Consider the following 20,174-nt stretch of genomic DNA (forward strand, 5'->3'; position numbering starts at 1 on the left):
GAATTGGAAAATCAGAGCAATGCCGCCCATTCAAAAAGAAAAACCGAAGAGTACTCTCTTCGGCCGGATTATACTTCTGAAGCTTTACTATTCTCTTCTTCTTTAATACGTTCTAACACCATTTCATAACTATCATTTCCAAAATTCAAGCATCGCTTCACCCGTGAAATTGTTGCTGTACTTGCTCCTGTTTCTGCTTCAATTTTATGATACGTATTCCCTTCACGAAGCATTCTTGCCACATCTAAACGTTGAGCCAATGCTTGAATTTCATTGATTGTGCATAAATCATCAAAAAAACGATAACATTCTTCCAAATCCTTCAGTGAAAGGACTGCTTTAAATAGTTGATCCAATTCTTTGCCTCGTAATTTATCTATTTGCATTTACTTTACTCCTTTACCGATCAGAATTTATTGTCCATCGAATGAAACGCTTTCTGATAATCGCGGTACCACATTGATCCATGTTTTTCCTGGAACGAATGGAACCTCGTTGCCATCCTTAACTGGAATGATCCTTCCTTCTTTATTTTCCCAGGTTATTTCATTCACTTTTCCCATCTGAAATAAATAAGCTTTTCCACCCGTTGCTAAGTCAATCTCCCTACGGCCTTCTGAATCAATCACCTTATGTTCAGCCTCAATGATGAAAATATTATCGAGCAGCGCTGGTTCCTTGGAGTCCAAATCAATCGTTAGTTCTCCTCCAGAAAACCTTTTGTACTTACCCAAACTAGGATCAAACTCATAAGTCGAATTGGAGGTTCCTCTTTTGGAATAAATAACCTTGATTATTTTTGCCTCACTACCTGTTAATGCAGTTTGTTGTTCTTCCGTTAAAAAGTGAAAACTTGGCGGAGTTTCGTCCATGGAGTAATTTTTCAACTCCACCCCTTTTAATACATTTTCATAAGTAATATAAGAATTATGTGGTGCTTTACGGGAAGTGGACCGTTTGAACAATGTACCATCATAAGCTATTCCGTTTATATTATCAATATAATTGCTTTCAAGCATTTTCTTGGCTTCTGGGCTGTATCCGTGAGCAATATATAAGGCTTTTAACCCCTTGGCAAGCTCAATGTAGTAATCTCTTGCACTTCGTACCGGTCCTATATTAACCGGCATTTCACTTTGAAATACAGCAAGGAAGCGTGTCACATCCCCTTCCGCCAAAATTTCATAGATGAGGTCAGCTTTATTTAATCCTGATTGTGGCCTTGCTTTAGGATGATTGTTAATCATAACCGCCACTGCTCTTCCATCCGTTTTTTCTTCAGATTTCTTACCTGTTAGTGGATAAGAATAAGCAGGCTCTTGATGTTCCTCTTCCTGTCCAGTCACGTGGTCAACCACTTTTCCATTCTCTTTCGGCTTTTCTACTGATTTTTTCTCACTACATCCAGTAAGCAGCATTAGAAATGCTGCTGCAACAATAGCCCACTTTTTCATGCCTTATCCCCCTATATCCCTTCCCGGTCACCTTTCTTTCATACTTTAAAACTTTAATTAATTATAGTTTAACGCATTATTGAAGGAAAGAGTACCGTTTTTTTCATAACATCATACATTCCTTGTTGAGTAATTCGAATGTATGGCAAATGAGTCGAAGAGAAGAATAGTAAACTGTAAATGGGATCAGAGAAAGAATAACCGCGTTTGGCCAACTCTTCGAACAGCCTTTTTTCCTGGACCATTAAATCTTCAATAAATAGATCTGACATGATGCCTCCTAAAGGAAGCGGCAATTCACATACGATTTCTCCATTTTCTACTAAAACAATTCCCCCGCCTAATTCTCTCATTCTATTAAAAGCAAACATCATGTCATGTTTATTTTTCCCTATTAAAATAATATCGCCTGTATTTGAAAATGAACTAGAAAGTGCTGACAAATTAGTTGCGAAACCTTTTAATAATGTGTTAATTCTCCATTTTCCCTTTCGGTCAATCAATGTAAAGAAACATTCATCATGATCGTTTGAAAGATGATCACCTGACACATCAATGGAAATGGAATACGGTTTGGTAATAACTGAATTTTCCATTTTTATTCCAAAAGGCATTGAAAATTGCAGATCATCCAACGATAATTCCCAACCCAATTCCATTGGCTTTAATCCATACTCGATCCAATCAATGGCTGGATATGCATCCTCCACCTTTAATCCATCTCTCTTTACCCATTTTCCTTTTGCAAGGACGGAAACAGGAGTAGGGTTTTCCATACTTGATAAAAAGTTGATATTCGCAACCCGACCGGTAGCAATCATCCCAATTAAATAATCGATATTGTAGTATCGAGCAATATTAATAGTAGCCATATTATAAGCATCGATAGTCGGTATCCCTTTTTCAATGGCCATCCGAATCATATGGTCAGTCATCCCCTGCTCGTAAAAGGAAGATGAAGAACCATCTGTATTAAAGATGAATCGATCATAAGTGTCAATCCCCAACCTCTTCAAATCATCCAAAAGGATTGGCAAGTCAGGCCGTATAGACGAATGCCTCAAAGATACCATATATCCCTGCATTAATCGGTGATAGACCTCTTCTCCTGTCATTGCTTCATGGTCGCAATCTGCCCCAAGCAGCATCATTTTCGCCAATGTTTTTTCAGAAGCTCCTGGAAAATGTCCTTCAATTTTCTTACGCAAACGCTTGGCTTCTTGAATCCAATGAAGCATCATGTCATCACCATCAAGCAGCTTCGGCCAGCCGGTCAACTCTCCTCCTTGCAGCACGGCATCATGTTCAAGCCACGACTTAACATTACTGTGTGAAAATTTTTCTTCCTCATTTAAAATCTCTGTTTGGGAGTCAAATCGACACCACCAAAACATCGTAGTTGGAATTGTACGAAGATCTCTTAATAATGAAAACGCTTCCCTTTTCTTAAAGTTTAAAGCAAGGGCCATATTGTCATTAATTAGTGTAGTTGTACCAAATTGCGATGCATAAGCAGCAAGTGTATGGGGATTATATAATTGAAACGGATGTGCATGTGGTTCAATATACCCTGGTACAAGAATTTCGTTCGTACAATCGATGATTTCACAATTATTTAATAATGAAGGCATTTGATCTCCTACATAAACAATCCGATCTTCATAAATCCATATATTAGCTCTCATCCACTTTCGAAACGTCTGATTTAAATATAAGGCGTTTTTCAACAAAATGGTGGGAGAAGCCTTCCCATCCAAAACGGATACATGCATGCGTAATTGTTTATTTTTCCAGCGGTAACGTTGCTCAAGCATACACAGTCCCTCCCTCTTAAATTGTTCTATATATATAAAATGATTCATTAATTTCAATAAAGAAAACCCTTACAAAATTATACTACCATATTTCATCTATTTAAGCAGTGAAGAATTGATAAATAATGTAAAAAAGTTGTGAAAGGGTGAACAAAATGAATGTAAAACCAAATATCGGAATATTAAATGCGCTAGTTCGCATCACACTTGGCTTAACCTTCTTATCTTGGAGTACTGCAAAAATGGTGAAATGGCCATGGAGGGATTCGTATTTTTTGGTAGCCATTTGCTCGGCTATGAAGGTCGCTGAAGGAATTGTCCGATACTGCCCGATGACGGCATTTCTGCAAAAATGTCAGGGGATGACAAAGGAATCCGATTCTGTATCCAGAAATACCGATAGCAAAACAACGGATGAGATGGTACCGTATAACCCGACTTAATCTTTATTAAGGAAATACCAGTAATGTATCAAAGGGCTGCCATTAACAGGCAGCCCTCGAAAGGAAGATGTGATTGAGGAATAGTTCTTTCAACTATCGTTTGCTCTTATTGGAATTGTCAGTAGCCTTATTACTTTACTTTTTGATCATGCATGTGCAATAGCTTTCGAACCAATGTCCTTTCGATAAAACACTCCATCACAGTTCAATTTTTTAAGCTCATTGTACACTTTATCCTTGGCTTCATGGAGAGTGCCTGCCTTGGCACCAACAAGGAGGACGCGACCGCCTGCAGTGACCAATTCATCTGCATCGTTTTTTGCCGTCCCTGCATGGAATACATAAGCAGTTGTATCCATTTCAGATAGTCCCTTTATGACGGCACCTTTTTGATAAGCCTCAGGATACCCATTGGAAGCAACAATTACTCCAAGCATTGCTTGATGATCCCAATTAAGCTCCGGACAGCCACCATCCAAAAGCTCTAAAATGACTTGAACTAAATCAGATTTTAACCTTGGCAAAATCACCTGTGTTTCTGGGTCTCCGAAACGGGCGTTAAATTCAATGACTTTAGGGCCGTCTACTGTCTTGATAAGGCCCGCGTATAAAATTCCAGTAAAACGCCGTCCTTCAGCAACCATCGCTTTAGCAGTAGGAATTAAAATCGTATCAACTGCTGTCTTTACGATATCTGAGCCAATTTGCGGGACAGGTGAGTAAGCACCCATACCACCTGTATTTGGACCTTGATCACCATCAAACGCCCGCTTATGATCTTGGGCGATTTCTAGTGGAATAACCACGTCTCCGTTTACAAAAGCCATTAAGGAAAATTCCTCACCGCTTAAAAATTCTTCTATTACCACTTGGGAAGAGGCATCACCAAACTGTTTTCCTAAAAGCATACTTTCAAGGCTTGCAATTGCTTCCTCTTTAGTCATAGCGACGGTAACCCCTTTTCCTGCCGCTAGTCCGTCCGCTTTTATCACAATAGGCGCGCCCTTTTCTTCCACATAAAGCCGAGCTTCTTCAAAGTTAGTAAATACCGCATAATTAGCCGTTGGAATTTGATATTTTTTCATTAATTCTTTGGCAAATGACTTGCTACCTTCAATTTCCGCCGCTACTTTACAAGGACCAAAAACCTTTAAACCGGCGTCCAAGAATCGATCTGCCAGTCCTTCAAGCAACGGAACCTCAGGTCCAATAATGGTTAAACCAACCTCTTTATCTTTTGCAAACTGAATTAGCTGATCATGGCTGGACTCCTCAATCGGTACAAGCTCTGCCACATCTGTCATTCCAACATTACCTGGTGCAACATAAACTTTCTCTACCAATGGACTTTCACTGACTTTTCGGCAAATCGCATGCTCACGACCACCGCGGCCAATCACTAAAACCTTCACCATTCTTCACCTCGGATTAATGTTTGAAATGTCTTACCCCAGTAAACACCATGGCAATTCCATATTCATCAGCTTTCTTTATGGAATCTGCATCACGGATGGAGCCGCCAGGCTGAATAATCGCAGTGATACCTGCTTTCGCTGCAGCTTCTACTGTATCATCCATTGGGAAAAAGGCATCAGAAGCAAGGGCTGCTCCTTCTGCTTTGCTGCCCGCCTGCTTAAGCGCAATTTCTGCTGCACCGACACGGTTCATTTGTCCAGCGCCGATCCCAATTGTCATATCCTTTTGAGACACCACAATAGCATTGGACTTGACATGTTTTACAACCTTCCAGCCAAGCTTCAAGGCTTCCCACTCTTCATCTGTTGGCTGTCTTTTGGTTGGGATGGTGATATTGGCATCATCTAAGGTGAAACAGTCTTGATCTTGTACAAGTAATCCACCCTCAATGGAAGTTAATTTCTTTTCCTTTTTAGACCCATGATCAAACGAAATAGTTAAAAGACGCAAATTCTTTTTGGCTGTCAACACTGTCAGCGCTTCTTCTGTAAACGATGGAGCAATAATAATCTCTAGAAAAATTTCATGCAATTTCTTGGCTGTTTCCACATCCACTTCACGGTTCAAGGCAATGATTCCACCAAAAATAGATACAGGGTCTGCTGAAAAAGCTTTCTCAAATGCCTCAAACAAGGTTTCCCCTGTTCCGACACCGCAAGGATTCATATGCTTCACCGCGACTGCCGCTGGCTTTTGGAATTCCTTCACAATTTGCAGAGCCGCATCCGCATCATTGATATTATTATAGGATAGTTCCTTTCCATGAAGCTGTTTGGCATAGGCAATCGAGAACTTAGAGCCAAGTGGTTTTTGATAAAATGCTGCCTGTTGATGTGGATTTTCACCATAGCGTAGAGGTTGCTTTAATTCATAAGTAACCGTTAATTTTTCTGGCGATTCCTCCTGCGCTAGGTTCGTCATGTATTCTGCAATTAACGCATCATAAGCTGCTGTATGTCGGAAGACCTTGGCCGCTAACCTTCTTCTCGTTTCAAGTGTAGTTTTACCGTCCGCTTTTAATTCTTCAAGTACCGTCCTATAATCAGCCGGATCAACCACAACTGTAATATAGTCATGATTTTTCGCAGAGGCACGAAGCATTGCCGGTCCACCAATATCAATATTTTCTATCGCATCCTCCACTGTAACATCCGGCTTTTCAATTGTCTGCTGGAATGGATATAAATTGACACAAACAATCTGAATTGGGTCAATTCCATGCTCTTCAAGCTGCTTTCTATGGTTTTCATCATCCTGTTTAGCCAGCAGGCCACCATGAATCATTGGATTTAACGTTTTGACACGTCCCTCTAATATTTCTGGAAACCCAGTAACATCGCTAACTCCGATTACCGGTATCCCTTGTTCCTCAAGCATTTTTTTCGTACCACCGGTAGAAATAATTTCAAAGCCTAAGCTGGCTAATTCCTTAGCAAATTCACCTACACCACTTTTATCTGAGACACTAATTAGCGCACGTTTTTTTGTCATGATTTACATCCTCTCTTGTCAACAGCATTTGCAGTATCGATGGATAAAGCTTATGTTCTTTCTCTTGGATTTTCTTTTGCAAGCTTTCTCTAGTTTCATTCTCTTCAATCCGTACCCGTTCTCTTACAATGATAGGGCCTGTATCCATTCCTTCATCCACATAATGAATGGTCACACCGCTCCATTTTGCTTTTGCGGCTAATGCTTGGCCAATCGCATCTTTGCCCGGAAAGTCTGGCAGAAGTGAAGGATGAATATTTACAATTCGTCCCTCGTATTCTTTAAGAAGAGTCGGCCCGATCAAACGCATATAACCAGCTAGTACAATGAGGTCAATATTTCTATCCTTTAAAAGCATAACAATTTCTTTTTCAAAATCAGCTTTGGTTGGATAGTCTTTCGGATTAAACACGAAGGTTGGAATTCTGGCTTGATTCGCTCTTTGGACCACATAAGCTCCCGGCTTATCACAAACAAGCAAGGAGAGGTTCGCTGTTATTTCACCCGCTTTAACGGCATCAACAATAGCTTGAAAATTACTTCCACTCCCTGATGCAAATACCGCAAAATTTTTCATAGGAGGCCACCACGTCCATTAATGATGATGCCTTCTTGATCGGTTACCACACCGATTTTCTTTGCCGTTTCGCCACATTGTTGAAAATGCTCAAGTACCGCATCCGCATCTTTCGGTTCGACGGCAATTACCATTCCGATCCCCATATTAAAAATGTTATACATTTGGCTGTACTCAATTTGTCCAATCTCGGAAATCAGTTTAAAAATATTTGGAATGTCCCAGCTTTTTTCATTTATTTCCGCCCCAAGACCAGCTGGCAACATTCTCGGGATATTTTCTATAAAACCGCCGCCAGTGATGTGAGCCATGCCTTTGACGTTAACTTTCTTCAATAAAGACAATATCGGTTTTACATAAATTTTTGTTGGCTTCAATAGTTCTTCACCTAAAGTGCAGCCAAGCTCATCGACAAACTCAATTAATGACCAATTATTAAAAACTTTCCGAACAAGAGAATAGCCATTACTGTGTATGCCGCTTGAGGCTAGCCCGATAAGAACATCTCCCGGTTTAATAGATTCTCCGGTAATCAATGCCGATTTTTCACAAACTCCTACCGCAAATCCGGCAAGATCATATTCATTTTCCCGATAGAGTCCCGGCATTTCCGCTGTTTCTCCCCCGATCAATGCACATCCAGCCCGCTCGCATCCTTCAGCAACACCTTTGACAATCGCCTCGATTTTTTCAGGAACGGCTTTACCGCAGGCAATATAATCTAAAAAATATAGTGGCTCTGCCCCTTGGACAACAATATCATTCACACACATCGCCACTGCGTCCATTCCAATCGTATCATGACGGTCCATCATGAAAGCAATCTTAAGTTTCGTACCGACCCCATCGGTGCCTGACACCAATACAGGTTCTTTGACATTTAAGGCAGATAGGTCAAACATGCCACCAAAGCCACCAAGTCCTCCAAGCACGCCGGCTCTGGCTGTTTTTTGCACATGCTTTTTCATTCTTTCCACCGCTTCATAGCCTGCTTCGATATCTACACCTGCTTGTTTGTATGCATTTGCCACGGCTGTCACCCCTTTTGGTAGTAATATTGCAGTGTATCAGAATAAATTTCGGTCGGGTAATCACCGGTAAAACATCCCGTGCAAAAACCTTGAGTTCCTTCTGTTTGGCCAAGCGCCTTCATCATGCCTTCAAGGCTAAGAAATGTTAAAGAGTCGGCACCAATGATCTGTCTAATCTCTTCGACCGATTTATCAGAAGCAATTAATTCCTCTTTCGTTGACGTATCAATTCCGTAAAAACAAGGATTTTTAATTGGAGGAGAGCTGATTACCACATGCACCTCTGTTGCTCCCGCTTCTTTCAGCAGATTTACAATCCTTTTGCTTGTTGTTCCACGAACAATTGAGTCATCCACCATAATAACCCGCTTGCCCTCCACAACTCCGCGTACAGCTGAAAGTTTCATTTTTACCCCTTGCTCTCTGAGGGATTGAGAAGGTTGGATAAAGGTTCTTCCGACATATTTGTTTTTAATTAGGCCCATTTCATAAGGTATTCCCGCTTCCTCCGCATAACCAATCGCTGCAGAAATGCTTGAATCCGGAACACCCGTAACGACATCCGCATCAATTGGCGCCTCAAGAGCCAATATCTTGCCCATGTTTTTACGAGCGGTATGGACATTGATTCCTTGAATATTGCTATCCGGTCTTGAAAAATAAACATATTCCATTGTACAAATAGCTTTGGTTGAACTGTGGGAAAACCTTTCGGACGTCAGTCCTTTCTCGTTAATAATCAAAAGTTCCCCAGGCAAAATATCACGGATATACTCTGCACCGATTACGTCGAAGGCACAAGTTTCTGATGCAACCACATAGGCGTCCCCAAGACAACCCAATGACAACGGCCTTAGTCCATGTGGATCAAGAGCCACCATTAATTCATTTTCAGTTAAAATTAAATAGGCATATGCTCCTTTTAACATGGAAAGAGCATTTTTCACCTTATCGCTCATATTGGAAAAACCACTTCTTCTTATCAAATGGGCAAGCACCTCTGAATCGGAACTTGTTTGAAAAATGCTACCTTGAGCTTCAAGTTGATGCTTAAGAGAATTAGCATTTACCAGATTTCCATTATGAGCCAATGCTAGGCTTCCGCTTTGCGAGCGGAACAAGAGCGGCTGGACATTTTCATAGCCACCACCACCTGCTGTGGCATAACGAACATGGCCAATAGCAGTTGTACCGGTTAATTCCGCCATGCGATCTGCTGTAAAAATTTCCGTTACTAACCCTTCGCCTTTTACGCATTTTAGAGACTTTCCATCAGAGACCACAATGCCGGTCCCTTCCTGGCCGCGATGTTGCAAGGCATGCAGCCCGTAATACGTAAGCTGGGATGCATCTTTATGTCCCCACACACCAAACACACCACATTCTTCATTTAATCCCTTGATTTCAGCAAGCATGGGATGGCTCCTTTCCAGGCGGCTTTTAATTCTTCTACTGAAGCTTCAAGTACAGGCTGATTGTCCGCCATCACGCGTAATGTGCCTGACTCATTGACTTCTCCAATCAGCTTGGCATCTACTAAACTTTCAAACTCTGCTTGATGTTCCCTTTTTACTGATAAGAGGAAACGGGATTGTGTTTCACTGAATAAAGCAGAGACAGGGTTTCCGGTAATGTTAACTTCCGCTCCAAGTCCGCCTTCGGTAAACAGGCATTCCGCCAAGGCCGTTCCTAAACCACCTTCTGATACGTCATGAGCAGACTGCACCACACCAGCACGAATTGCAGCCAAAATTTGACTTTGTCTTTCTTTTTCTAGCTGGATATTTAATTCAGGTGCCTTACCAAAAATTCGTCCATGAACGAGTTTTTGCAACTCGCTACCGCCAAATTCATCCTTCGTTTCACCGACTAAATAAATTAGGTCTCCGATTTGTTTAAAATGTTGGGTAGTAATATGATCAAGATCAGTCACAAGGCCAACCATACCGATAACCGGCGTTGGATAAATCGCTGTACCACTTGTTTCGTTGTATAAAGAAACATTTCCTCCAATTACCGGAGTGTCGAGTACACGACAAGCCTCGCTGATTCCGTCTGCTGCTTTTTCAATTTGCCAGAACACTTCCGGCTTTTCTGGGTTTCCAAAGTTGAGATTGTCCGTGATCGCCAATGGCTCTGCTCCGGAACAAACAATGTTACGTGCTGCTTCTGCTACGGCAATTTTCCCACCAGTTTCCGGGTCTAGATAGACGTAGCGGGAATTACAATCCGTGGTCATCGCTAAAGCTTTGCGAGTACCGCGAATTCGGACAACTGATGCATCTGAGCCTGGTGCAACCACGGTATTAGTACGAACCATATAATCATATTGTTCATATACCCATTCCTTACTTGCTATCGTCGGCTGGCTCAAAAGTTTTATTAAGGTATCTTTTAAGTTATCTACTTGTGGAATCTCAGGCTTCATTGCTTGGAATTCAGCAAAGTAGGCTGGTTCCTTTGATGGCTTATGATAAACCGGCGCATCCTCAGCTAAAGCATCAACTGGGACATCGGCCACAATTTCTCCATTATGAATCAGTCGGAGTCTTTTATCATCGGTTACTTTACCAATGGCCACAGCTTCTAAATTATATTTGTTAAATAAATCAACGATCTCCTGCTCGCGGCCTTTTTTAACTACAATCAACATCCGTTCTTGCGATTCAGAAAGCATCATTTCATAAGCAGTCATTCCAGTTTCACGCTGTGGAACTAAATCTAGATTCATTTCAATTCCCATACCTGCTTTGCTCGCCATTTCAGCAGAGGAACTAGTTAAACCAGCAGCACCCATATCCTGAATGCCAACTAAAGCATCTGATTGTACTAACTCTAAGCATGCTTCCAATAGAAGTTTTTCCATAAACGGGTCGCCAACCTGAACAGCTGGGCGGTCTTTATCCGATTGTTCGGTTAATTCTTCTGAAGCAAATGTAGCCCCATGGATACCGTCACGACCGGTTTTTGCACCGACATACATCACCGTATTGCCCACACCATGCGCCTGACCCTTTTTAATGTCCTTATGATCAATTAGACCGACACACATAGCGTTGACGAGAGGATTTCCTTCGTAAGAAGAATCAAACTGCACTTCGCCCCCAACAGTCGGAATTCCAATACAGTTTCCATAACCGGCAATTCCGGCAACTACTTCTTTAAATAGGTATTTCACCCTTGGTGAGTCTAGTTCACCAAAACGAAGGGAGTTTAATAGAGCAATCGGGCGTGCCCCCATTGAAAAAACATCACGAATAATGCCACCGACACCTGTAGCCGCTCCCTGATATGGTTCAATTGCTGACGGATGGTTATGACTTTCGATTTTAAACACCACCGCCTGTTGGTCGCCAATGTCAACAATACCTGCCCCTTCACCAGGTCCTTGAAGGACGCGTTCACCAGTGGTCGGGAATTTTTTTAGGACCGGCTTGGAGTTCTTATAGCTGCAGTGTTCGGACCACATGACAGAAAATAACCCTGTTTCCGTCCAGTTTGGTGTCCGGCCTAGAATGTTTTCAATCATCGCAAATTCATCATCTGATAATCCCATCTGTTGATATAGTTTTTCTGTTTTAATCTGTTCCGGATTTGGTTCAAGCTTTAACAACATGTGCTTCCCTCCAAGTTTTTACGATTGATTGAAACATTTTCAGACCGTCTTCACTGCCCAACAGCTCATCAACCGCCCTCTCTGGATGCGGCATCATTCCTAGAACATTGCCTTTTTCATTAATAATTCCAGCAATATTTTCCAGACTTCCGTTAGGGTTTTGCTCGTAAGTGAAGACGATTTGGTTATTGGCTTTTAAGCGCGCAAGAGTATCTTCATCACAATAATAGTTTCCTTCCCCATGTGCGACAGGGATGGTGATGGTTTGCCCTAGTTCGTATTCCCCCGTAAACATGGTTTGGTTGTTTTCAACCTTTAACTGCACTGGCTTGCAAATAAATGAAAGGCTTTCGTTTCGTCTCATTGCCCCAGGCAGCAAGCCTGATTCGAGCAAGATTTGGAATCCATTACAAACACCAAGTACTGGTTTCCCATCGTTTGCCGCTTTAACCACCTCTTGCATTACTCTGCTGAAGCGGGCAATGGCACCTGAGCGAAGGTAGTCTCCATACGAAAAACCGCCAGGGAGAAGGATTCCATCATATTCTTCAAGGCTTTCTGTATCATGCCAAACATATTCGACTTCTTCCCCGAGTTCATCCTTAATCGCATGGTACATGTCTATATCACAATTGGATCCAGGAAAGACGATGACCGCAAATTTCACTGGGCTACAACCTCCTCTACTTCGTAACGGTAATTTTCGATTACCGGGTTCGCGAGCAGCTTGCTGCAAATCTCATTCACGACTTCATCGATATCACGATCTGATTTTTCAATAGTCAATTCCATATATTTACCAATGCGGACATCCGTCACTTCCGGATAATTTAAGGAGTGGAGTGAGTTAGTAACCGCCTTTCCCTGAGGATCTAATACGCTTTCTCTTAAAGTGACAAATACCTTAACTTTATACATGCTGATGACCTCCAAGTCTTTTAAAAATAGTTTCATAGGCTTCAGTCAAACTACCCAAATCGCGACGAAATACATCTTTATCCAGCTTTTCATTGGTTTGCTTATCCCATAGTCTGCAAGTGTCAGGTGAAATTTCATCTGCGAGTAAAATTTGTCCCTCACGATCTTTGCCAAATTCAAGTTTAAAGTCGACGAGGTTGATACCAAGTTCATCGAAAAAGCTGGATAAAACAGTGTTAATTTGTAAAGCTTTTTCACGTAAAATATTAATTTCCTCGGCAGTTGCCGCTTTGATTTCAAGAATATGGCTCTCTGTAACGAGCGGGTCACCTAAACGGTCGTCTTTAAGATAAAATTCAACGATGGGTGACGAAAGCTGGCGGCCTTCTTCAATTCCCAATCTTTTGGAGAGTGTTCCGGCCGCTGTATTGCGGACAACCACCTCAAGCGGGATAATCGTTACCTTTTTAACTAGCTGTTCAGTTTCTGATATGCGCTTGATAAAATGTGAGTCAATCCCTTTTTCTTTCAGTTTTAAAAATATCAAACTAGTAATCTCGTTATTTAGACGGCCTTTACCGGTAATCTCAGCCTTTTTTTGTCCATTAAAGGCGGTGGCAGAATCCTTGTATTCAACGAGGACAATATCCGGATCTTCTGTTTTATAAATCCGTTTTGCCTTTCCTTCGTAAAGCAATTCTTTCATCGGACACACTCCTTATTCTCAATATTGGGAATATTCTTGATAACAAAGGGGCCTTCCCACATTGGTAATGCCCCTAATGTATAATTTTTGGTTTAGAGCAAGGAATTTTTGATATAGGACAGGGGGAATTTTCCTTCTCCGCTTGGCTCATATGTTCCGCCGCCCATTTTTTCAAATTTAATTCGTATAGCTCTCTTAACCCCTTGTTACGGGAACGAACTTATTCAGTCAACCCTAGACGATCAAATATAGTATCTACATGCTGGAGATGATATTTGTAATCAAAGCAATCAGCAATCTCCTCTTCAGACAACCGTGAAGTAATTTTTTCATCTGCTTCAATCAAACTACGGAATGGAACCTGCTTTTCCCATGCCTCCATAGCTTTAGGCTGTACCGTGTCATAGGCTTCTTCACGAGATAAGCCCTTATCAATTAGTGCAAGTAGGACACGCTGAGAGTAAATTAATCCGAGCGTGCGGTCCATATTCCGTTTCATATTTTCCGGAAATACCGTCAAGTTCTTAATTATATTGCCAAAACGGTTAAGCATGTAATTTAAGGCAATGGTTGCATCAGGCAAAATAATCCGTTCTGCTGAAGAATGTGAAATGTCACGTTCATGCCATAACGGTACATTTTCATAAGCTGTCATCATATAGCCACGAATAACTCGGGCCATACCGGTCATGTTTTCAGAACCAATCGGATTACGTTTATGCGGCATAGCGGAAGATCCTTTTTGGCCTTTAGCAAAAAACTCTTCTACCTCCCGAGTCTCGCTTTTCTGAAGTCCTCGAACCTCAACCGCAAATTTCTCAATCGAAGTTGCAATCAGCGCTAACGTAGACATATAATGTGCATGGCGGTCACGCTGTAATGTCTGAGTCGAAATCGGCGCACGTTCAAGGCCTAGTTTTTCACATACATACTGCTCAACAAATGGGTCAATATTGGCATACGTACCAACTGCACCAGAGATTTTTCCAACCTCCACTCCCTTTGCAGCCTGTTTAAACCGCTCTAGGTTCCGTTTCATTTCCTCATACCATAAAGCAAGCTTTAAACCAAAAGTTGTCGGTTCGGCATGCACTCCATGGGTACGTCCCATCATGACGGTGTATTTATGTTCTTTCGCCTTGTTCTTTAAAATCTCAATAAAGTTTTCAATGTCTTTTAATAGAATGGCATTTGCCTGCTTTAACAAGTAAGAAAGTGCAGTATCCACCACATCTGTTGAAGTTAAACCGTAATGCACCCATTTCTTCTCTTCACCCAATGTTTCCGAAACTGCGCGGGTAAAAGCGACAACATCATGTCTAGTTTCCTCTTCAATTTCTTTAATTCGATCAATATTGAAGGAAGCATTGGCACGAAGTTTCGCCACATCTTCCTTAGGTATTTCTCCAAGTTCTGCCCATGCTTCACAGGCTAAAATTTCAACCTCTAGCCAGGCATTAAAACGGTTTTCCTCCGTCCAAATCGCTCCCATTTCCGGTCTTGTGTAACGTTCAATCATGTCTTATCCTCCGATCTTTTCTTTCGCTGTCTTCCAAATGTTGCTTTCTTCAATTTCTTGAAGAGCATCTTCTATTTTATCTCTTAAAATGGTGACATGGCCCATTTTACGCTTCAATTTCGGCTCTTTTTTCCCATATAAATGAATTTTCCAGTCTGGCAACGATGGAATTTCGGAAACTAATGTCTCAAGATGCTCTCCCAATAGGTTGACCATAACTACAGGTTTTAATAGCTTAGTGCTTCCTAATGGTAAGTTGCAGACCGCACGGATATGCTGCTCAAACTGGGATGTCATACAAGCTTCAATCGAATAATGCCCGGAATTATGCGGTCTTGGTGCGAGCTCGTTGATGTAGATAAACTCATCCTTCGTCACAAACATCTCCACGGCAAGGGTTCCAACCAATCCCAAAGAATCAGCGATTTGCTTCGCCTTTTTTATAGCCAGATTCTTAGTTTCTTCCGAAATTCGTGCTGGAACAATTGTTTGATGCAAAATATTTTCAATATGAATATTTTCCGCTACAGGAAAAATGGCCGTCTCCCCGTCCACTTTACGAGTCACGATCACGGAAATTTCTTTTTCAAAGGGGATCCATTTCTCTAGTACACATGCGCCATGCTCCAAGAGAGCCTCTCCTTTAACCAAGTCCCGTTCCGAACGAATGACCAGCTGGCCTTTTCCGTCATAACCGCCTCGGGCTGTTTTCAACACCGACGGATACCCGACTGCATCTATTTTTAACAATAAATCTTCCATACTGTTAATCACTTCATAGGGGGCGACTTCCACACCAGCTTTTTGTATCGCAGCCTTTTCCGTGATTCGATTCTGAGTAATAGTTAAAAGCTCCGATCCTTGAGGGACATAGGCCTGCTCACAAATCCATCGTAATGTATCTGCATCAATATTTTCAAATTCATACGTAATGACATCCGATACCTCCGCAAGTCTACTGATTGCCTCACGGTCATCGTAAGCTCCAATGACTTCTATATCAGCAACTTGTCCACACGGAGAATCTTCTGTTGGTTCCAACACTGCAATCCGGTAACCTTGTGCTTTTGCAGCTAGAGCCATCATTCTCCCAAGCTGCCCGCCTCCGATAATCCCAATTGTTGAACCAGGTAAAATGGTTGGATTATACAAGCTCATCACTGCTTTCTAACACTTCTTTTTTAATGGCTTCACGTCTTGCTTCCAGCTTACCCGCAAGCTCGACATCTTCTGTTGCTAATATTTGCGCCGCCAACAGTCCTGCATTTATCGCTCCTGCTTTGCCAATAGCGACTGTTGCTACCGGTACCCCGCCCGGCATCTGTACTATTGACAACAAAGAGTCCAATCCATTTAAGGCTTTACTCTGAACAGGAACCCCGATTACCGGAAGAGTAGTTTTAGCTGCTACCATTCCAGGCAGATGTGCCGCGCCGCCGGCTCCTGCAATGATCACCTTTATACCTCTACCTCTAGCCTCTTCAGCATAAGTAAACATTAAATCAGGTGTTCGATGTGCAGATACGACCTGTTTTTCATAAGGGATTTCGAGTTGTTCTAGAATATCGCATGCATACTTCATTGTATCCCAGTCTGACTTACTTCCCATGATGACGCCGACCAGCTTGGCCATTTTTTCTCCCCCTATCAAACTTCTATTTCGATCAGAAAAAATTTAAATTAGCAAATGCTTGCTCAAATTGAAAACTAGTTAAGCGTTGGAACTGTATAATTAAAAAACCCGGACAAATGGATTCCCTCAAAGAGAAAGCCATTTGTCCGGGTATAAAAATTCCGTCAATAACAAAGTAAAGGCACTGCCCCTACTCATACCGAACATATTGACTTTCCCTCATAGTCCAATAATTTACGGTTATTGGGTAGAAACTTATGGGCCATATTCCCATAGATATATGAGGGTAAGATTATCTGTCATTCACATCCCTATCTTAACAAGTCAATCCCATGGATGTCAACCCAAATTTCGAACGTTATTTTTAATTTATACTATAATGTTCGTTTTTCACACTATTATTATGCCTATTTTATATATTATTGTTAGTGTTTTATAGAAAAAAGCAAGCGCTCTGGTTAGCGGCGTATGACCTGGAAGGTTCCAACTGAGATATAGGAAACAAGATGAGACGAAGTCGAATCGATGTTGACTTATCGTAGGGCGGAGACTGAAGGGCACTAGACGCTAGAGCGCTGGAGCTAGACAGTTCTCGAAGTCAAAGAGATAATCTTATCTTCTCTGAAAAGCGCAAGCGCTCTGGGCAGCGGCGTAGGGCCTCCTTTCAAAAGCTATTGCTTTTGGTCGTGTTGAAACTATGTTATCAAGCCTTCCTTGTAGTGGCCTCCAACTGAGATAAAGGAAACACAGCACGCTGGTTATAGTCGAATGTATAGGAGATTGGTTTCAAAGCTATATCGCTAATTCGATCAATTTTGCCTCAAAAACAATTTGCCGTCCTACTGGTTGATAAATTGTTTCTCTCCCTTTTTTTATCTCTTGAAATATCGGTTTCTCGATCCGCCTGATAGGCATATATCCTTTTTGTTTGATTCGCTCTAAACATTCATCAATACTTTCATTTTCCTGAACTTCAAATTGAACTTTTTTCTTACTCATTTAAACAATTTCCCTCTTTTCACGGATTTCACCCAAAAGCCACCGTGGATTGTTTTTGGCTCATAAGCAATAATAAATGCCTTAGGGTCGATTTCCTTAATCGTATCATACAACTTCAACTCAAATTTTCTCGGTGTTAAAATTTGCATGGCCATCCGGCCACCTTCAAGCCCATTTGCCTCCCAGTTCGTTACCCCGTATCCTTTTTCTCTCAACACTTTGGGCAAGTTTTTATCAAATTCCTTCGTAATCACATTGACCGTTATGTACCCCAATGCCAGCTTTTCTTCAATTTTCATTCCTACAATAACACCAATTCCATAACCGACTGCATAGGCAATCAAGTTTTGAATTTCATTAAGATTGTTTAACACAAGCCCTAGCCCAAGTACATAAATGACGACCTCAATCATACTTATAAACGCGGCTAAATAACGCTGCCCCTTTAAGGTCAGAATCATCCGGATAGTAAAAAAAGATACATAAACAATATTGATAATTAATATGATAGCAACCATTATAAGGCTGTTCTCCAGCATACAATAATCCCCCTTTTATTATGCTCTCTCCACTTTAACAAATTACTCTTTTCGATCATAGACGAAATTCCTTCTTTATGAACAGTTTCAAAAGTTTAAGAAAAAACACCATATCCTTTTTATGACAATTACTAAATCATACTTATGCTCAGTAATACGCCTTTTTCAAATAATCCCATTTATACAACAATCTTTAGTTTTTGTGAAGAGGAAATTTTATAATCTATTGGGGAAAATTAATGTAAAACTAACCACAATAAAAAGAGGCGATTGCATGTTAAGAACTATCTTGTTATTCATGATTCTTTTTGTTCATTTAAGCCCCATCCAACCAGAGGCTGCGAAAAACCCAAGTCAATTAAAAGCGGCATTTGTTAGAAATGATGATTTGTGGATAAAAATTGGAAATAAAGAAAGGCAAATTACGACTGGTGAATATGTTAGGTATCCGAAATGGTCCCCTGATGGCCAGTGAATTGCCTATATAAAATCAAAGAAAGCTGGAGACATGGTTAACAATGGTGACTTGTGGCTATTTCATATTAGACTAAATAAACATATTCATATTAAATCTAATGTTAAAAACAACTTTCAGTAGTCTCACGATCAAAATAAAATTGGATTTCTTATTAATAAGAGTTTATATGTTTTGAATACAGCACCTACCCATTCTTTTGTTCCTTCCCTTGTAGCGGAACAGGTAGATAACTTTTCTTGGCTTCCTGATGGAGAAGGGTTTATAGTCGCAACCAGAGAAAATGAACACCTTCATTCTAATATCATTTTATCGAAAATAATTATTAATGATAGGGATATACTGACCAAATCCCATTTTTTCACGATTCCAATTGGAAATGATGAACTTATTGCTGGTACTAGCCAGTTTAAATGGTCTCATGATAGTAAGTGGATTAGCTTTCTATTAGTTCCTACAGCATCTATTTCTGCAGACAGTAATACTCTGTGTTTGTTAACTAGTGATGGCAAAGTTTTTCACCGTATTGATAAAGAAGTATTAAATGAAAATGACTGGTTTAAGTGGGCTCCATCATCCACAATACTCGGATACATTAGCGGCGGAGGCAGGGAAACAACAAACAATAAAAAGTTAACACTTGTCAGTCCCCCTTCGATTCAAAAAAAATCCATTACGCCAAAAGGATTTGCTGACCGTGATTTGACTTGGAAAAATAACAACATCATCTATGTATCACGCTCGGAAGAAAAGAAATCGAATAACCTTGAAGAGAAGCCATTACCTAATCTGTATGAAGTGAATATTTCTACAAACACTCAAAAACAGATCACTTTTCCTCTTCGAAAAAATGGTGATTTTGTCATTGATGTTAAGCAAAAACAACTGGTGTGGATTAGAACAGATAGAAAAAATGCCGATGTATTAATATCAAATATTGATCAAATAAACGAAGAAACATGGAAAAAGATTTAACTGTGGCAAACTCATATTACGAACGGTGGAGTTGGGAAGAAGTTTTTAGTCTCTATAACGGAGCAAATTTAGGAAATTAACTATTATAGATTCTCAGGCAATCGATTAATTTCTAGTACCACTCATTATGTGTAAAAGACCATCTCTTTTCATTTTTTCAAACACTTAGCTTCCATCAGACAATAACAAAAAAAGACAATCTTTTTGATTGTCTTTTTTTGTTGCCCGGCAGCGTCCTACTCTCACAGGGGCTTTCGCCCCAACTACCATCGGCGCTGAGAAACTTAACTTCCGTGTTCGGTATGGGAACGGGTGTGACCTTCTCGCCATTGCCACCGGACCTATTCAATTGAGGTTCATTCCCTCAAAACTAGATAATGTAGAAGAAGTAGGGAAGAACGAGCTCGCCAAAAGCGAAATCAATCACTTTTTTATTTGGTTAAGTCCTCGATCGATTAGTATCAGTCAGCTCCACACGTCACCGTGCTTCCACCTCTGACCTATCAAC

20 protein-coding genes, 1 rRNA gene and 1 riboswitch are annotated in these 20,174 nt (G+C 40.9%); of the genes, 3 read left to right on the top strand and 18 right to left on the bottom strand.

The window, feature by feature from the left end; translation table 11 throughout:
• Positions 1–68: 68 nt before the first annotated feature.
• The 3 genes from GZA11_RS07975 to GZA11_RS07985 form a co-directional block, all read right to left on the bottom strand.
• Complete coding sequence (locus GZA11_RS07975) at positions 69–386, bottom strand: YerC/YecD family TrpR-related protein (RefSeq protein ID WP_038538878.1); 318 nt, start codon at positions 384–386, stop codon at positions 69–71.
• 27 nt (positions 387–413) lie between these two features.
• Entirely contained in the window at positions 414–1,454 is a 1,041-nt protein-coding gene (locus GZA11_RS07980) for a DUF3048 domain-containing protein (protein ID WP_038538875.1), read from the bottom strand.
• Positions 1,455–1,522: 68 nt separating this feature from the next.
• Complete coding sequence (locus tag GZA11_RS07985) at positions 1,523–3,268, bottom strand: adenine deaminase C-terminal domain-containing protein (RefSeq protein WP_163183413.1); 1,746 nt, start codon at positions 3,266–3,268, stop codon at positions 1,523–1,525.
• Positions 3,269–3,423: 155 nt separating this feature from the next.
• Here GZA11_RS07985 and GZA11_RS07990 point away from each other — a divergent pair, with 155 nt between their 5' ends.
• Positions 3,424–3,711: a YgaP family membrane protein gene (locus GZA11_RS07990; RefSeq protein ID WP_163183414.1), complete on the top strand. Its 288-nt coding sequence runs from the start codon at positions 3,424–3,426 to the stop codon at positions 3,709–3,711.
• A gap of 146 nt (positions 3,712–3,857) precedes the next feature.
• On the opposite strand, the gene purD is transcribed toward GZA11_RS07990, so the two are convergent.
• The 14 genes from purD to GZA11_RS08060 form a co-directional block, all read right to left on the bottom strand.
• Positions 3,858–5,123, bottom strand: a complete 1,266-nt coding sequence (gene purD, locus GZA11_RS07995; RefSeq protein WP_163183425.1) for a phosphoribosylamine--glycine ligase — start codon at positions 5,121–5,123, stop codon at positions 3,858–3,860.
• A 16-nt stretch (positions 5,124–5,139) separates the two neighbouring features.
• Positions 5,140–6,678 (bottom strand): bifunctional phosphoribosylaminoimidazolecarboxamide formyltransferase/IMP cyclohydrolase, encoded by a 1,539-nt coding sequence (gene purH, locus GZA11_RS08000; RefSeq protein WP_163183415.1) that lies wholly within the window; start codon positions 6,676–6,678, stop codon positions 5,140–5,142.
• Positions 6,653–7,255, bottom strand: a complete 603-nt coding sequence (purN, locus tag GZA11_RS08005; RefSeq protein WP_038538863.1) for a phosphoribosylglycinamide formyltransferase — start codon at positions 7,253–7,255, stop codon at positions 6,653–6,655. The genes purH and purN overlap by 26 nt, the downstream gene beginning before the upstream one ends.
• Positions 7,252–8,286 (bottom strand): phosphoribosylformylglycinamidine cyclo-ligase, encoded by a 1,035-nt coding sequence (gene purM / locus GZA11_RS08010; RefSeq protein WP_038538860.1) that lies wholly within the window; start codon positions 8,284–8,286, stop codon positions 7,252–7,254. The genes purN and purM overlap by 4 nt, the downstream gene beginning before the upstream one ends.
• A gap of 5 nt (positions 8,287–8,291) precedes the next feature.
• Positions 8,292–9,701 carry an amidophosphoribosyltransferase gene (gene purF / locus GZA11_RS08015; RefSeq protein WP_163183416.1) on the bottom strand — a complete coding sequence of 470 codons (1,410 nt, stop codon included), beginning with the start codon at positions 9,699–9,701 and terminating at the stop codon, positions 8,292–8,294.
• Positions 9,677–11,902: a phosphoribosylformylglycinamidine synthase subunit PurL gene (purL, locus tag GZA11_RS08020; protein ID WP_163183417.1), complete on the bottom strand. Its 2,226-nt coding sequence runs from the start codon at positions 11,900–11,902 to the stop codon at positions 9,677–9,679. The genes purF and purL overlap by 25 nt, the downstream gene beginning before the upstream one ends.
• Complete coding sequence (gene purQ / locus GZA11_RS08025; protein ID WP_163183418.1) at positions 11,886–12,569, bottom strand: phosphoribosylformylglycinamidine synthase subunit PurQ; 684 nt, start codon at positions 12,567–12,569, stop codon at positions 11,886–11,888. The genes purL and purQ overlap by 17 nt, the downstream gene beginning before the upstream one ends.
• Positions 12,566–12,820: a phosphoribosylformylglycinamidine synthase subunit PurS gene (purS, locus tag GZA11_RS08030; protein WP_163183419.1), complete on the bottom strand. Its 255-nt coding sequence runs from the start codon at positions 12,818–12,820 to the stop codon at positions 12,566–12,568. Before purS ends, purQ begins: the two co-directional genes overlap by 4 nt.
• A complete protein-coding gene (purC, locus tag GZA11_RS08035) occupies positions 12,813–13,526 on the bottom strand; it encodes a phosphoribosylaminoimidazolesuccinocarboxamide synthase (protein WP_163183420.1) in 714 nt (237 codons plus the stop codon). The genes purS and purC overlap by 8 nt, the downstream gene beginning before the upstream one ends.
• Positions 13,527–13,746: 220 nt before the next feature.
• Positions 13,747–15,045, bottom strand: a complete 1,299-nt coding sequence (gene purB / locus GZA11_RS08040; RefSeq protein ID WP_163183421.1) for an adenylosuccinate lyase — start codon at positions 15,043–15,045, stop codon at positions 13,747–13,749.
• A 3-nt stretch (positions 15,046–15,048) separates the two neighbouring features.
• On the bottom strand, positions 15,049–16,203 hold the full coding sequence (gene purK / locus GZA11_RS08045) for a 5-(carboxyamino)imidazole ribonucleotide synthase (protein ID WP_204317756.1): 1,155 nt from the start codon (positions 16,201–16,203) through the stop codon (positions 15,049–15,051).
• Positions 16,190–16,678 carry a 5-(carboxyamino)imidazole ribonucleotide mutase gene (gene purE / locus GZA11_RS08050; RefSeq protein ID WP_038538838.1) on the bottom strand — a complete coding sequence of 163 codons (489 nt, stop codon included), beginning with the start codon at positions 16,676–16,678 and terminating at the stop codon, positions 16,190–16,192. Before purE ends, purK begins: the two co-directional genes overlap by 14 nt.
• Positions 16,679–16,880: 202 nt before the next feature.
• A riboswitch (purine riboswitch) is annotated at positions 16,881–16,982 on the bottom strand.
• Positions 16,983–17,470: 488 nt separating this feature from the next.
• The gene (locus tag GZA11_RS08055; protein ID WP_163183422.1) at positions 17,471–17,677 is read right to left on the bottom strand and encodes an NETI motif-containing protein; all 207 of its coding nucleotides are present in this window, start codon (positions 17,675–17,677) and stop codon (positions 17,471–17,473) included.
• The gene (locus GZA11_RS08060) at positions 17,674–18,216 is read right to left on the bottom strand and encodes a DUF2179 domain-containing protein (RefSeq protein ID WP_038538831.1); all 543 of its coding nucleotides are present in this window, start codon (positions 18,214–18,216) and stop codon (positions 17,674–17,676) included. The genes GZA11_RS08055 and GZA11_RS08060 overlap by 4 nt, the downstream gene beginning before the upstream one ends.
• Before the next feature lie 274 nt (positions 18,217–18,490).
• Between GZA11_RS08060 and GZA11_RS08065 the strand changes: the two genes are divergently transcribed.
• Both GZA11_RS08065 and GZA11_RS08070 read left to right on the top strand, forming a co-directional pair.
• Positions 18,491–18,691 carry a hypothetical protein gene (locus GZA11_RS08065; protein WP_163183423.1) on the top strand — a complete coding sequence of 67 codons (201 nt, stop codon included), beginning with the start codon at positions 18,491–18,493 and terminating at the stop codon, positions 18,689–18,691.
• Positions 18,692–18,865: 174 nt separating this feature from the next.
• Positions 18,866–19,666 (top strand): hypothetical protein, encoded by an 801-nt coding sequence (locus GZA11_RS08070; protein WP_163183424.1) that lies wholly within the window; start codon positions 18,866–18,868, stop codon positions 19,664–19,666.
• 223 nt (positions 19,667–19,889) lie between these two features.
• Here GZA11_RS08070 and rrf read toward each other — a convergent pair.
• Positions 19,890–20,006: ribosomal RNA gene (rrf, locus tag GZA11_RS08075) — 5S ribosomal RNA — on the bottom strand.
• Between the last annotated feature and the right edge of the window lie 168 nt (positions 20,007–20,174).

The organism is Neobacillus sedimentimangrovi (assembly GCF_010614825.1).
GTDB classification, from domain to species: Bacteria; Bacillota; Bacilli; order Bacillales; family Cytobacillaceae; genus Neobacillus; species Neobacillus thermocopriae.

Coding starts and splice junctions, on each gene's coding strand:
- GZA11_RS07975 (WP_038538878.1), bottom strand. CDS start 386: ATGCAAATAGATAAATTACGAGGCAAAGAATTGGATCAACTATTTAAA.
- GZA11_RS07980 (WP_038538875.1), bottom strand. CDS start 1,454: ATGAAAAAGTGGGCTATTGTTGCAGCAGCATTTCTAATGCTGCTTACT.
- GZA11_RS07985 (WP_163183413.1), bottom strand. CDS start 3,268: ATGCTTGAGCAACGTTACCGCTGGAAAAATAAACAATTACGCATGCAT.
- GZA11_RS07990 (WP_163183414.1), top strand. CDS start 3,424: ATGAATGTAAAACCAAATATCGGAATATTAAATGCGCTAGTTCGCATC.
- purH (WP_163183415.1), bottom strand. CDS start 6,678: ATGACAAAAAAACGTGCGCTAATTAGTGTCTCAGATAAAAGTGGTGTA.
- purN (WP_038538863.1), bottom strand. CDS start 7,255: ATGAAAAATTTTGCGGTATTTGCATCAGGGAGTGGAAGTAATTTTCAA.
- purF (WP_163183416.1), bottom strand. CDS start 9,701: ATGCTTGCTGAAATCAAGGGATTAAATGAAGAATGTGGTGTGTTTGGT.
- purL (WP_163183417.1), bottom strand. CDS start 11,902: ATGTTGTTAAAGCTTGAACCAAATCCGGAACAGATTAAAACAGAAAAA.
- purS (WP_163183419.1), bottom strand. CDS start 12,820: ATGTATAAAGTTAAGGTATTTGTCACTTTAAGAGAAAGCGTATTAGAT.
- purC (WP_163183420.1), bottom strand. CDS start 13,526: ATGAAAGAATTGCTTTACGAAGGAAAGGCAAAACGGATTTATAAAACA.
- purB (WP_163183421.1), bottom strand. CDS start 15,045: ATGATTGAACGTTACACAAGACCGGAAATGGGAGCGATTTGGACGGAG.
- purK (WP_204317756.1), bottom strand. CDS start 16,203: ATGAGCTTGTATAATCCAACCATTTTACCTGGTTCAACAATTGGGATT.
- purE (WP_038538838.1), bottom strand. CDS start 16,678: ATGGCCAAGCTGGTCGGCGTCATCATGGGAAGTAAGTCAGACTGGGAT.
- GZA11_RS08055 (WP_163183422.1), bottom strand. CDS start 17,677: ATGAGTAAGAAAAAAGTTCAATTTGAAGTTCAGGAAAATGAAAGTATT.
- GZA11_RS08060 (WP_038538831.1), bottom strand. CDS start 18,216: ATGCTGGAGAACAGCCTTATAATGGTTGCTATCATATTAATTATCAAT.
- GZA11_RS08065 (WP_163183423.1), top strand. CDS start 18,491: ATGTTAAGAACTATCTTGTTATTCATGATTCTTTTTGTTCATTTAAGC.